A 13,407-nucleotide genomic window follows, 5' to 3' on the forward strand; every position below is an offset into this window, starting at 1 on the left:
GGTTGGGCACGCTGGACGAGCGGATGCTGATTTTGGTGGACATCGACAAGCTGATGTCCAGCGACGAGATGGGCCTGATCGAAAAAGTCATCTGACGTGACGCATACGGAGCAACCGAAATGAAGAACCTGAAAATCGGCACGCGGCTTGGCATTGGTTTTGCGCTGGTGCTGGCGCTCATGGCGTGCATCGCAGGCATCGGTGTGTTCCGTTTGCAAGGCGTGGGCCACGCAGTGCAGGAGATGGTGCAGCGCTCGCTCGTGAAAGAGCGGCTGGCCGCCAACTGGCTGCTGAACACCAGCAGCAACAGCGTGCGCACCTTCGCATTGGTCAAGAGCAACGATGCGCAAGTGCAGGAGTACCTGCAAAAGCACATGAGCAAGACCAGCGCGAGCATTTCCGAGACGCAGTCGAAGCTGGAGGCCATGCTCGACTCGCCCGAAGAGCAGGCGATCAGCGCCGACATCAAGGAAAAGCGCACCCAGTACGTGGGCCTGCGCAACACCATTCTCAAGCTCAAGGCCGATGGCAAGCAGGACGAGGCGGCCCAGCTCACCAACGACAAGCTGGTGCCGATGCTCGACGTGTACGACGCGAGCATCCGCAGCATGCTGACGCACCAGGCCGAGCGGATCGACAAGGCGGCGGAGGCCGTGGAAGGCCTGAACCACGCGGGCCGCGCCAACGTGATCGTGCTGGCCGTGGTTGCGCTGCTGCTCGGCGCCGTGCTGGCATGGCTCCTGACCCGCAGCATCACGCGGCCGTTGAACGAGGCGGTGCGCGTGGCGCAAACCGTGGCGGACGGCGACCTCACGAGCCACATCGAATCGTCGTCCACCGACGAGACGGGCCTCTTGATGCAGGCGTTGAAGAACATGAACACGAGCCTGGCCAACGTGGTCGGTGGCGTGCGCACCGGCACCGACGCCATTGCCACCGCCTCGGGCCAGATTGCCGCGGGCAACCAGGACCTGTCATCGCGCACCGAAGAGCAGGCCAGCTCGCTCGAAGAGACCGCCGCCTCGATGGAAGAACTCACCAGCACCGTCAAGCAGAACGCCGACAACGCTCGCCAGGCCAACCAACTGGCCCTTTCGGCCTCCGAGGTCGCCATCAAGGGCGGCAACGTGGTGGGCCAGGTGGTCGACACCATGGCCTCGATCAATGCCTCGTCCAAGAAGATCGTCGACATCATCGGCGTGATCGACGGCATTGCCTTCCAGACCAACATCCTGGCGCTCAACGCGGCAGTCGAAGCCGCGCGCGCCGGCGAACAGGGCCGTGGCTTTGCCGTGGTCGCATCGGAAGTCAGAAGCCTGGCGCAACGCTCGGCCGCCGCGGCCAAGGAAATCAAGGGCCTGATCGACGACTCCGTGGGCAAGGTCGACGTGGGCAGCGCCCTGGTCGGCGAAGCCGGCAAGACGATGGAAGAGATCGTGAGCGGCGTCAAGCGCGTGGCGGACATCATCGGCGAGATCACGGCGGCCAGCCAGGAGCAGAGCACCGGCATCGAGCAGGTGAACCAGGCCATTGCGCAGATGGACCAGGTGACGCAGCAGAACGCGGCGCTGGTCGAAGAAGCGGCGGCTGCCGCCCAATCAATGCAAGAGCAAGCCGCCAGCCTGGTCAGCGCGGTGAGCGTGTTCAGGCTCGAGCCCGGCACGCAGCTCCAGCGAAGCGAGCCGGAGTTCGCAGCGCCGGCGGCGGCGCGAACGGTGTTCGGCCCGCTCAAAGCCGTACCCAAGACCCTGCGGCCGGCTCTGGGCGGAAAAACCGAGGCTGCCGCACCCCGACAACTGGCCACGGCCGGCACGGCGGCTGGCGACTGGACAGAATTTTGAACTAATGGCCTCAAGTCTTGCGCGCATCTGCCGATAAACCTATCGGTAGCACCGCACAAAAGACATCCACCCTAGGAAGAGACTATGTTCAACCGTTTGAATTCCCGCGGCCTTCGCATCGGCCAGAAGCTCGGGCTGTTCACGGCCAGCGCCATCATGGGCGTGGCGGCCCTGACAGCCCTTTTCCTGATTTCGGAGCGCAAGCTCATCATGGAAGAGCGGCAAGCCAGCGTCCGCCAGGTGGTGGAAAGCGCCCATGGCCTGCTGGCCCATTACCACGGCCTCGTGGCCAAGGGCACGCTGACCGAGCCGCAGGCAAAGGAACAGGCCATGCAGGCGATTCGCGGCCTGCGCTACAGCGGCAGCGAGTATTTCTGGATCAACGACATGCAGCCGCGCATGGTGATGCACCCCATCAGCCCGGCGCTCGAGAACAAGGATCTCTCTTCCAACAAGGACGCCACCGGCAAGCGGCTGTTCGTCTCTTTCGTCGAGACCGTCAAGGCCAACGGCGCGGGCTTCGTTCCCTATCTCTGGGCCAAGCCGGGCAGCGACAAGCCGGTGCCCAAGGTCTCCTACGTGAAGGGCTTCGAACCCTGGGGCTGGATCATCGGCTCGGGTGTCTATGTGGACACGGTGCAGACCACGATCATGGGCCGGATCATCACCCTGTCGATTGGTGCGGCGGTGCTTGCCGCGGGGCTGCTGGCCCTCGGCTGGGCAATCTCGCGTGGCCTGCTGAAGCAGCTCGGCGGAGAGCCCGCGGACGCGACCGCCATTGCGCACCGCATCGCCGACGGCGACCTGGCGGTTCGCATCGAGCTGAAACGCGGCGACCAGGCCAGCCTGCTGCATGCGATTCAGGGCATGCGCGACAGCCTCGCCAAGGTGGTGGGTGAAGTGCGCACGGGCACCGACGCCATCGCCACCGCCTCGGGCCAGATCGCCGCAGGCAACCAGGATTTGTCTTCGCGCACCGAAGAGCAGGCCAGCTCGCTCGAAGAGACGGCTGCCTCGATGGAAGAACTCACGAGTACCGTCAAGCAGAACGCCGACAACGCCCGTCAGGCCAACCAGCTGGCCCTCTCGGCCTCCGAAGTGGCCGTGCGCGGCGGTGGCGTGGTCAGCCAGGTGGTGGACACCATGGGCTCCATCAATACATCCTCCAAGAAGATCGTCGACATCATCGGCGTGATCGACGGTATTGCGTTCCAGACCAACATCCTCGCGCTCAATGCGGCCGTGGAAGCCGCTCGTGCCGGTGAACAGGGCCGCGGCTTTGCCGTGGTGGCTTCCGAGGTGCGCAACCTCGCACAACGCTCTGGCGCAGCCGCCAAGGAAATCAAGGGCCTGATCGACGACTCCGTGGGCAAGGTCGAGGCCGGCAGCCGCCAGGTGGCCGAAGCGGGCCGCACGATGGACGAGATCGTGGACAGCGTCAAGCGCGTGACCGACATCATGGGCGAGATCACCGCGGCGAGCCAGGAGCAGAGCACCGGCATCGAACAGGTGAACCAGGCCATTGCGCAGATGGACCAGGTAACGCAGCAGAACGCCGCATTGGTCGAAGAAGCAGCGGCCGCGGCCCAGTCGATGCAGGAGCAAGCCGCCAGCCTGGTGGAAGCGGTGAGCGTGTTCAAGCTCGAAGGCGGCCAGGCCTCTGCCGCACCGGCGAATGCACAGCTCGCCTCTGCCGCGACCAAGGCGGCGCGCCCCTCCGAACCCTCTTCGAAGCCCCGGCGCGCGGCGCCGGCCAAGAAGACCCAACAAGCACCTTCGTCTCCGCAGCTGGCCATGGCCGGCGCTGCCGGCGGCGACTGGACAGAGTTTTAAGCCAACAGCCACAGGTTTCCCGATGAGCGCAACCCCAACCCAACAAACCGCGGACATCCGCAACGCCGCACCGTCCCGTGCCGGCCGGCCCCTGGAATTTCTCTCCTTCACGCTGGGCCAGGAAGAGTACGGAATCGACATCCAGAAGGTGCAGGAGCTGCGCGGCTACGACGCGGTGACGCGCATTGCCAATGCGCCCGAATACATCAAGGGCGTGGTGAACCTGCGCGGAATCATCGTGCCGATCATCGACATGCGCATCAAGTTCCAGCTGGGCGCGCCGACGTACGACCAGTTCACGGTGGTGATCGTGCTGAACATCGGCGGCCGTGTGGTGGGCATGGTGGTGGACAGCGTGTCGGACGTGATCACGCTGAGCGCAGAGCAGATCAAGCCCGCGCCGGAGATGGGTGCCGTGCTGGACACGGACTACCTGATCGGGTTGGGCACGCTGGACGAGCGGATGCTGATTTTGGTGGACATCGACAAGCTGATGTCCAGCGACGAGATGGGCCTGGTCGAGAAGATCGCCGCCTGATTTCGCCGCGTTAGAGAGATAGAGAGAAGAAGTTCATGCAAGCGTTCTACAACCTCAGGATTGCGACCAAGCTGCTCGTGTCTTTTGTGGCTGTCCTGGCGTTGACCGCGGTGCTCGGCGTCGTGTCGGTGCTGCAGCTTTCCAAGGTCAACCAGATGTCGACCGACATCGCTACCAACTGGATGCCGTCGGCCCAGTCGCTGCTCGAGATGAGGGGGCTGATGGCTCGCTACCGCTCCGAGGAAATGCAGCACCTGCTGTCGACGTCCCCCGAAGACACGGCGCGCTACGAGAAGTCGATGGCCGCGCTCTGGGAGGCACTGGGCAAGGCGCGGGCGCGCTACGAGGCGCTCATGTCCGAGCCCGAAGAAAAGAAGATCTACCCGGAATACGTGAAGACGCTGGGCCTGTATGCGCGCGAGCACGACAAGGTGATGGAGCTCTCCCGCGCGCAGCAGAAGGACCAGGCCGTTGCTCTCATTCGCGCGGATGCGTCGCGCCTGAATCACCAGCTGACCGAGATGGTCGACCGGCTCGTCGCCCTTAATGTCGAGGGTGGCCAGCAGGCCAGCGCCAATGGCGATGCCCTCTATGCGCGGGCGCGGCTGTGGATCGTGGCGCTGTTGCTGGGCAGCATCGGGCTGGGCTTTGTGCTGGCGCTGTGCGTCGCGCGCATCGTGGCGCGGCCACTGGCCGAGGCCGTGGAAGTTGCGCAGTCGGTTGCCGCGGGCGACTTGACGAGGCGCATCGAAGTCCAGAGCCGCGACGAGACGGGACAGCTGATGCAAGCCCTCAAGAGCATGAACACGAGCCTTGCCAACGTGGTCAGCGGCGTGCGCACCGGCACCGACGCCATCGCCACCGCCTCGGGCCAGATCGCCGCAGGCAACCAGGACTTGTCTTCGCGCACCGAAGAGCAGGCCAGCTCGCTCGAAGAGACGGCCGCTTCGATGGAAGAGCTCACGAGTACCGTCAAGCAGAACGCCGACAACGCCCGCCAAGCCAATCAGCTCGCGCTCTCGGCCTCCGAAGTGGCCGTGCGCGGCGGTGGCGTGGTCAGCCAGGTGGTGGACACCATGGGCTCCATCAATACATCTTCCAAGAAGATCGTCGACATCATCGGCGTGATCGACGGCATCGCATTCCAGACCAACATCCTCGCGCTGAACGCGGCGGTGGAAGCGGCACGTGCCGGCGAGCAGGGCCGCGGCTTTGCCGTGGTGGCTTCCGAGGTGCGCAACCTCGCACAACGCTCTGGCGCAGCCGCCAAGGAAATCAAGGGCCTGATCGACGACTCCGTGGGCAAGGTCGAGGCCGGTAGCCGCCAGGTGGCCGAAGCGGGCCGCACGATGGACGAGATCGTGGACAGCGTCAAGCGCGTGACCGACATCATGGGCGAGATCACGGCTGCGAGCCAGGAGCAGAGCACCGGCATCGAACAGGTGAACCAGGCCATTGCGCAGATGGACCAGGTCACGCAACAGAACGCAGCCTTGGTCGAAGAAGCAGCGGCCGCAGCCCAGTCGATGCAGGAGCAGGCCGCCAGCCTGGTGGAAGCGGTGAGCGTGTTCAAGCTGGACACGCCGCAACAGGCTGCGCCTGCCTCCCGCCAAACGGGCCCCACTTACACAAGCGCACCGCGGGTGGCGTCCGGCGCGCACAACGGCATGAGGCTGGTCGAAGCGTAGGCCTTTCAGGGCATTTCGATCGCCTGTCCATTTCACTTCATCACCCCACCATGAACTTCCTCTCCAACATGCGCATCGGAACGCGCCTGGCCATCGGCTTTGGCCTGGTCCTCGTCCTGACGCTGGTCTCGGCCGCCTTTGCGCTGATCACCGCACGCAGCAATGCCGAAGCCACCCGCCAGATGATGCAGAGCCCGCTCGCTAAAGAGCGGCTCATCTCCGACTGGTACGTGCTGACCTACTCGGCCATTGCGCGCACCGCGATGATCGCCAGGAGCACCGACGAATCGCTGCCCGTCACCTTTGCCGACGTCATCTCCGACAGCGTCAAGAAGGGCGGGGAAACCATGGCCAAGGTCGAGGCCCTGCTCGTCACCGACCTGGAGAGGTCGACCTTCAAGAACATCGTCGAGCTGCGCGCCAAGTACCAGGCCGCCAAGGACGCCGTGCAGAAGGCCAAGACCGGCGGCAACCCCGCGGAAGCCGAAGCGGCCTTCAAGAACACGTTCGTGCCGGCCGCCAAGGCTTATGAAACGCGCGTGCTTGAACTGCTGGCGCTCGAGCGCAAGGCCATCGACGATATGAGCCACGCGATCGACGAGGCGAATGCGCGCAGCTTCAACCTCCGCATCTTCTTGACCGCGCTCACGCTGGTGTTGGGCGCGCTTTGCGCATTCCTGATCGCCCGCAGCGTCACGCGGCCTCTGGGCCATGCGGTCAAGGTCGCGGAAACCGTGGCAAGCGGCGACCTCAGCTCGACCATTGAAACCGGCTCGCGCGACGAGACCGGCCAGCTGATGAATGCGCTGAAGCACATGAACGAGAGCCTCGCCAAGGTGGTGGGCGAAGTGCGCACCGGCACCGACGCGATCGCCACGGCCTCGGGCCAGATTGCCGCGGGCAACCAGGACTTGTCTTCGCGCACCGAAGAGCAGGCCAGCTCGCTCGAAGAGACGGCTGCGTCGATGGAAGAGCTCACCTCCACCGTCAAGCAGAACGCCGACAACGCCCGCCAGGCCAACCAGCTCGCGCTCTCGGCCTCCGAGGTTGCGGTCAAGGGTGGCGGCGTGGTCAATCAGGTGGTCGACACCATGGCATCGATCAATGCTTCGTCCAAGAAGATCGTCGACATCATCGGCGTGATCGACGGCATCGCGTTCCAGACCAACATCTTGGCGCTCAATGCGGCCGTGGAAGCGGCACGTGCCGGTGAACAGGGCAGAGGCTTCGCGGTCGTCGCTTCCGAGGTGCGCAACCTCGCACAGCGCTCAGGCGCCGCCGCCAAGGAAATCAAGGGCCTGATCGACGACTCCGTGGGCAAGGTCGAGGCCGGCAGCCGCCAGGTGGCCGAAGCGGGCCGCACGATGGACGAGATCGTGGACAGCGTCAAGCGCGTGACCGACATCATGGGCGAGATCACGGCTGCGAGCCAGGAGCAGAGCACCGGCATCGAGCAGGTGAACCAGGCCATTGCGCAGATGGACCAGGTCACGCAGCAGAACGCGGCGCTGGTCGAAGAAGCAGCGGCCGCAGCCCAGTCGATGCAGGAGCAGGCCGCCAGCCTGGTGGAAGCCGTGAGCGTGTTCAAGCTGGACAGCAACGCCGCAACCCGCCCGCTCGCACAAGTGCACGCCAAGCTGCAGCCGGCGCTGCCATCGCGCAGGGCCATGCCCGCGCTGGCTACCGCCGGTGGATGGGAGGCGTCCTGACCGCCGCGGTTCCGCGCACTGCAAGGCACCGGCCAATGCGGCCGGCGCACACAACTCTTTCTTACGGCAAGTGCGCGTTGCGCGCCCTTGCCCTTTCCTGATCTTCTGGAGTCATGAGCATGTTTCTGAGCAATATTTCCATCGGCAAGCGGTTGGCCGTCGTGATCGGCGTCATCCTCGCCCTGTCTCTCACGAGCAGCGTGCTTGCCGTGCTGAAGCTGCGGCAGCTCGGCGCGGAAATCAATGCCATGGTCGAGAAGAACATCAAGACCGAGCGCGCGGGCGCCGACTGGCTGCGCAACACCACGGCGGGCGTGCAGCGCGCCGCGGCCATCGCCAAGAGCAGCGATTCGAACCTCATTGCCTACTTCGCGCCCGCCACGGCCCTCTCCATCAAGGAAACCAACGACCTGCAGAAGTTCATCGAAGAACAGATGGACACGCCGGAGAAGAAGCAGGTCTACGACAAGGTCGGTGAGCTTCGCAAGGCCTACCTCGCGGCCCGCGAAGAAGTCAGCAAGGCCAAGCTGGCCGGCGACATGGAAGGCGCCAACCGGATCTTCAACGAGCGTTTCGAGCCCACGTCGCGCAGCTATCTTGCCGGTGTCCAGCAGATGGTGGACGCCGAGCGCACGCAGCTCGACGCCGCGGCGGAACGCAGCAAGGAGACGCGCGCCAGCACCAGCCTGATCCTGATCGTCTGCGGCGCGCTGTCGCTGGGCCTCGGCCTGGTGCTCGCCTGGCTCCTGGTCCGCAGCATCACGCATCCGCTGCGCCGCGCGGTCGAAGTGGCCGAAGCCGTTGCCGCCGGCGACCTGACCAGCCGCATCGAAGTGACGACCCGCGACGAAACCGGCCAACTCATGCACGCCCTCAAGGGCATGAACGGCAGCCTCGCCAAGGTGGTGGGCGAAGTGCGCACCGGCACCGACGCCATCGCCACGGCCTCGGGCCAGATTGCCGCAGGCAACCAGGACTTGTCTTCGCGCACCGAAGAGCAGGCCAGCTCGCTCGAAGAGACGGCCGCCTCGATGGAAGAGCTCACGAGTACCGTCAAGCAGAACGCCGACAACGCCCGCCAAGCGAATCAGCTCGCGCTCTCGGCCTCCGAAGTGGCCGTGCGCGGCGGCGGGGTGGTCAGCCAGGTGGTGGACACCATGGGCTCCATCAACACCTCGTCCAAGAAGATCGTCGACATCATCGGCGTGATCGACGGCATCGCGTTCCAGACCAACATCCTGGCGCTGAACGCGGCGGTGGAAGCGGCACGTGCCGGTGAACAAGGCAGGGGCTTTGCCGTGGTGGCTTCCGAAGTGCGCAACCTTGCCCAGCGCTCGGGCGCAGCGGCCAAGGAAATCAAGGGCCTGATCGACGACTCCGTCGGCAAGGTCGAGGCCGGCAGCCGCCAGGTGGCCGAGGCGGGCCGCACGATGGACGAGATCGTGGACAGCGTCAAGCGCGTGACCGACATCATGGGCGAGATCACCGCGGCCAGCCAGGAGCAGAGCACCGGCATCGAACAGGTGAACCAGGCCATTGCGCAGATGGACCAGGTCACGCAGCAGAACGCAGCCTTGGTCGAAGAAGCAGCCGCTGCAGCGCAGTCGATGCAGGAGCAGGCCGCCAGCCTGGTGGAAGCGGTGAGCGTGTTCAAGCTGGACAGCAACGCCGCCATCCGACCGCTCGCGCAAGTGCACGCCAAGCTGCAGCCGGCGCTGCCATCGCGCAAGCCCATGCCGGCGCTGAAGGCCCCGGCCCGGGCTGCGGCGGAAGCCAAGTCCCCTCCCAGGCTTGCCGCAGCCCATGCCTCGTCGGGCGACTGGACCGAGTTCTAAAGAGTTCTAACGAGTTCCAACGACTTTCAACGTCTCTCAGGAGGGAAAAAATGAAATGGTTCCAAGGGCTTCCTGTCGCCGCAAAGCTGGTTCTCAGCTTTCTCGTCGTCGCGGCGGTGGGTGCGGGGGTCAGCGGCCTGGGCATCTTCCACATGGGGCGCATCAATGCCTCGACCGAGAGCCTCTACAACAACGATCTGCGCGCCATCAAGGCGGTGCAGGCGGCCAACATCCACCTGCTCGATGCCAGCCGCGCGCAGATGGGCCTGCTGTCGGCGGGCACCAAGGGCGAGCGCAACGTCGGCTTCAAGGAACTGAAGGAGGCCGTGGCGGCGCTCGAGTCCAATGTGGCCGATGTGAAGCCGCTGCTCGAGCAAACCACCGAGGGGCGCGAGCTCCACGAGCAGTACCAGAAGCTGATGCCGCCGCTGAAGAAGCACCTGGCCGATTTTGCGGACCTCATCGCGAGGCAGACGCTGGACAGTTCCCAATTCGAAGGCAACGTGCCCGAAGAAAGCGCGTTGCTGCTGAAGGAATCTCGCGCGCTTGAAAAGGTGCTGCAGAACATGGTGGCATTCAGCGACCAGCAGGCTCGCGCCAGCATGGAAGACGCCGCCGGCACGTTCAAGCACTCGCGGCTGCTGATGCTGCTGCTGGCACTGGCCGGCGTTGCCATCAGCCTCGGGCTCGGTGTGGTGGTGGCGCGGCTCCTGGCGGGCCAGCTGGGCGGCGAACCGGGTTACGCGGCCGATGTGGTCGGCCGCATCGCCAGCGGCGACCTGACGGAAAGCGTGCAGGCCCGCACGGCCCGCAGCGGCAGCCTGCTGTTCTCCATCAAGCGGATGCAAGACCAGCTGACCGACGTCGTCGTGCGGATCAAGACATCGAGCGATGCCATCGCTACCGCCTCGGGCCAGATTGCCGCGGGCAACCAGGATCTGTCATCGCGCACCGAAGAACAAGCCAGTTCGCTCGAAGAAACGGCTGCCTCGATGGAAGAACTGACGAGCACCGTCAAGCAGAACGCGGACAACGCTCGCCAGGCCAACCAACTGGCCCTCTCGGCCTCCGAAGTGGCAGTCAAGGGCGGCAACGTCGTGGGCCAGGTGGTCGACACCATGGCCTCGATCAATGCTTCGTCCAAGAAGATCGTCGACATCATCGGGGTGATCGACGGCATCGCCTTCCAGACCAACATCCTGGCGCTCAATGCCGCGGTGGAAGCGGCCCGTGCCGGTGAGCAGGGCCGCGGCTTTGCCGTGGTGGCCGCCGAAGTGCGCAGCCTCGCACAGCGCTCAGGCGCCGCCGCCAAGGAAATCAAGGGCCTGATCGACGACTCCGTAGGCAAGGTCGACGTGGGCAGCGCCTTGGTAGGTGAAGCCGGCAAGACCATGGCCGAGATCGTGGGCAGCGTGAAGCGCGTGACCGACATCATCGGCGAGATCACGGCCGCCAGCCAGGAGCAGAGCACCGGCATCGAACAGGTGAACCAGGCCATCGCACAGATGGACCAGGTGACGCAGCAGAACGCGGCCTTGGTCGAAGAAGCAGCCGCCGCAGCGCAGTCGATGCAGGAGCAGGCCGCGAACCTCGTGGAGGCGGTGAGCGTGTTCAGGCTCGAGGCCGGCGCACACGGCGGCCATGCCACCCGTATCGAACCTTCGCACACGCACGAGGCGCCCGCCCGGCCTCTCGCGAGCTCGCGCAAGAAGGAGGCGATTGCCTCCACACCTCCCCTGGCCCTGGCCCGCGGCACCGCAGGCGACTGGACCGAGTTTTAACCACACCTCAACAGGAGGCCCCTGATGAACGCAGCAGCCACGGATTCGTCCCAGCCACAGCGCCCCTTTGTCTCTTTGGCGCGCACGCTGACCGTCAGGGTCACCATTGCCATCTTTGCGGTCACGGTGTTTCTCCTGGGCGTGTTCTACGTCATCGGCTCTGCGCAACAGCAGCACAGCGCCTCGCAGTACGCCAACGCCAAGGCCGAGGCCATCGCCCGCTCGCTGGACATCTTCGACCGCACCATGCAGATGACCGCGGAGAACGCATACGGCGTTTTCCGGCGCCAGTTTGCGGGCACTTTCGCGGTCGAAGATGCGGCGCAGGGCGTCGTCAGCAGCTTCGGCGTGGCAATCAACGGAGGCAGCACCGCAGAGGTGGATGCGTTCGCACGCGACTTTCCCGGCGCCAACGCCACGGTGTTCGTGGCCCAGGGCGAAGACTTCCGCCGCGTGACCACGTCGGTCAAGAAGGAGAACGGCGAGCGCGCGATCGGCACGCTGCTCGACCGCAAGAGCGCCGCATATCCGCTGCTGCGCTCGGGCAAGCGGTTCGTCGGCCGCGTCACGCTGTTCGGGCGGCCCTACATCACGGTCTACGACCCGGTGCGCGACGCTGCGGGCAATGTGGTTGCGGTGCTCTACATCGGCCTGGACATCTCGCAGCAGCAGGCTTCGTTCGGTGAAGCTGTGGGCCAGACCCGCATTTTCGACACGGGCGGGCTCTACATCGTCAACCCGGGGGCGGACCCTGCCGCGGCGACGATCGTCTTCCATCCGACCGCGGGCGGAAAAAAACTTTCCGAAGTGCTCAAGGATGCCGAGGCCGCGGATTGGATCGGCCGGCTGAAGAGCGATGACGCCGAGTGGCTGGACAACGCGCCCGCGGTGCTTTTGCCGGCGCAGCAGGAAAAGCACTACGCATCCGTGAGCAAGAGCGAAGCCACCGGCTGGCTCGTGGTGGCGGAAGTCCCCGCTTCGGAGGTGATGGCCGAGCTCTACCGCGAGATGACCGTGCTCGGCGGCTTCATCGCGCTGGCTGCGGTGGTACTGGGTGCGGCGCTCATCATCTTCCTCCGGCGTACCGTGCGGCCCCTCAGCGTGTTGGGCGAACACGTGCAGACCATCGGCCAGGGCGATCTTTCGCGCCAGCTGAGTTCGAACCGCCGCGACGAGATCGGCGTCATCACACGGGCCGTCGAATCGATGCGCGCCGGCCTGGCCAACGTGGTCGGCGGCGTGCGCACCGGCACCGACGCCATTGCCACCGCCTCGGGCCAGATTGCCGCGGGCAACCAGGACCTGTCTTCGCGCACCGAAGAGCAGGCCAGCTCGCTCGAAGAGACCGCCGCCTCGATGGAAGAACTCACGAGCACCGTCAAGCAGAACGCCGACAACGCCCGCCAAGCCAATCAACTCGCGCTTTCGGCCTCCGAAGTGGCCATCAAGGGCGGCAACGTCGTCGGCCAGGTGGTCGACACCATGGCCTCGATCAATGCCTCGTCGAAAAAGATCGTCGACATCATCGGCGTGATCGACGGCATTGCCTTCCAGACCAACATCCTGGCGCTCAACGCGGCAGTCGAAGCCGCGCGCGCCGGCGAACAGGGCAGGGGCTTTGCCGTGGTCGCATCGGAAGTCAGAAGCCTGGCGCAACGCTCGGCCGCCGCCGCCAAGGAAATCAAGGGCCTGATCGACGACTCGGTCGGCAAGGTCGACGTGGGCAGCGCCCTCGTGGGAGAAGCGGGCAAGACGATGGAAGAGATCGTGAGCGGCGTCAAGCGCGTGGCGGACATCATCGGCGAGATCACGGCGGCCAGCCAGGAGCAGAGCACCGGCATCGAGCAGGTGAACCAGGCCATCGCGCAAATGGACCAGGTGACGCAGCAGAACGCGGCCTTGGTCGAAGAAGCGGCGGCTGCCGCCCAATCAATGCAAGAGCAAGCCGCCAGCCTCGTGGAGGCGGTGAGCGTGTTCAGGCTAGAGCCCGCCGCGAGCGAAGGCCGCGCCGCATCGACAGCGCCGAGTGCCTCGTACCGCGAAGTCCGCGCCCTTGGCACCGGACACCAGGCTCTCGCCCAGGTCTGAACGCGAAACGCAAAAGGCCTTCAACTTTCGCGCGTCCTGCCGATAAACAAGCAACAGGTGCCCGAACCGGCACCTACCGTCCAAACAAAAGAAA

8 protein-coding genes and 1 pseudogene are annotated in these 13,407 nt (G+C 65.2%); all 9 read left to right on the forward strand.

Annotated features, from left to right (window positions below):
- Window positions 1-95 (forward strand): annotated as a pseudogene (locus V9K97_RS02440) (chemotaxis protein CheW); the annotation flags it as partial.
- 24 nt (window positions 96-119) lie between these two features.
- Window positions 120-1,841 (forward strand): methyl-accepting chemotaxis protein, encoded by a 1,722-nt coding sequence (locus tag V9K97_RS02445; protein WP_337316033.1) that lies wholly within the window; start codon window positions 120-122, stop codon window positions 1,839-1,841.
- A gap of 84 nt (window positions 1,842-1,925) precedes the next feature.
- Window positions 1,926-3,674 carry a methyl-accepting chemotaxis protein gene (locus V9K97_RS02450; protein WP_337316034.1) on the forward strand — a complete coding sequence of 583 codons (1,749 nt, stop codon included), beginning with the start codon at window positions 1,926-1,928 and terminating at the stop codon, window positions 3,672-3,674.
- A 22-nt stretch (window positions 3,675-3,696) separates the two neighbouring features.
- A complete protein-coding gene (locus V9K97_RS02455) occupies window positions 3,697-4,212 on the forward strand; it encodes a chemotaxis protein CheW (protein WP_258502128.1) in 516 nt (171 codons plus the stop codon).
- Window positions 4,213-4,247: 35 nt separating this feature from the next.
- Window positions 4,248-5,900, forward strand: a complete 1,653-nt coding sequence (locus V9K97_RS02460; RefSeq protein WP_337316035.1) for a methyl-accepting chemotaxis protein — start codon at window positions 4,248-4,250, stop codon at window positions 5,898-5,900.
- A gap of 50 nt (window positions 5,901-5,950) precedes the next feature.
- Entirely contained in the window at window positions 5,951-7,609 is a 1,659-nt protein-coding gene (locus V9K97_RS02465) for a methyl-accepting chemotaxis protein (protein ID WP_337316036.1), read from the forward strand.
- 119 nt (window positions 7,610-7,728) lie between these two features.
- Entirely contained in the window at window positions 7,729-9,444 is a 1,716-nt protein-coding gene (locus V9K97_RS02470) for a methyl-accepting chemotaxis protein (protein WP_337316037.1), read from the forward strand.
- 50 nt (window positions 9,445-9,494) lie between these two features.
- Window positions 9,495-11,225: a methyl-accepting chemotaxis protein gene (locus V9K97_RS02475; protein WP_337316038.1), complete on the forward strand. Its 1,731-nt coding sequence runs from the start codon at window positions 9,495-9,497 to the stop codon at window positions 11,223-11,225.
- Between the two features lie 24 nt (window positions 11,226-11,249).
- On the forward strand, window positions 11,250-13,313 hold the full coding sequence (locus V9K97_RS02480; RefSeq protein WP_337316039.1) for a methyl-accepting chemotaxis protein: 2,064 nt from the start codon (window positions 11,250-11,252) through the stop codon (window positions 13,311-13,313).
- The last annotated feature ends 94 nt before the right edge of the window (window positions 13,314-13,407 follow it).

It is taken from the genome of Variovorax sp. CCNWLW186 (genome assembly GCF_037203865.1).
In the GTDB taxonomy this organism is placed as follows: Bacteria; Pseudomonadota; Gammaproteobacteria; order Burkholderiales; family Burkholderiaceae_C; genus Variovorax.

What these genes read in the sequence shown, in the direction of transcription:
- V9K97_RS02470 (WP_337316037.1), top strand. Translation starts at nt 7,729, where the DNA reads ATGTTTCTGAGCAATATTTCCATCGGCAAGCGGTTGGCCGTCGTGATC.
- V9K97_RS02460 (WP_337316035.1), top strand. Translation starts at nt 4,248, where the DNA reads ATGCAAGCGTTCTACAACCTCAGGATTGCGACCAAGCTGCTCGTGTCT.
- V9K97_RS02480 (WP_337316039.1), top strand. Translation starts at nt 11,250, where the DNA reads ATGAACGCAGCAGCCACGGATTCGTCCCAGCCACAGCGCCCCTTTGTC.
- V9K97_RS02475 (WP_337316038.1), top strand. Translation starts at nt 9,495, where the DNA reads ATGAAATGGTTCCAAGGGCTTCCTGTCGCCGCAAAGCTGGTTCTCAGC.
- V9K97_RS02465 (WP_337316036.1), top strand. Translation starts at nt 5,951, where the DNA reads ATGAACTTCCTCTCCAACATGCGCATCGGAACGCGCCTGGCCATCGGC.
- V9K97_RS02455 (WP_258502128.1), top strand. Translation starts at nt 3,697, where the DNA reads ATGAGCGCAACCCCAACCCAACAAACCGCGGACATCCGCAACGCCGCA.
- V9K97_RS02450 (WP_337316034.1), top strand. Translation starts at nt 1,926, where the DNA reads ATGTTCAACCGTTTGAATTCCCGCGGCCTTCGCATCGGCCAGAAGCTC.
- V9K97_RS02445 (WP_337316033.1), top strand. Translation starts at nt 120, where the DNA reads ATGAAGAACCTGAAAATCGGCACGCGGCTTGGCATTGGTTTTGCGCTG.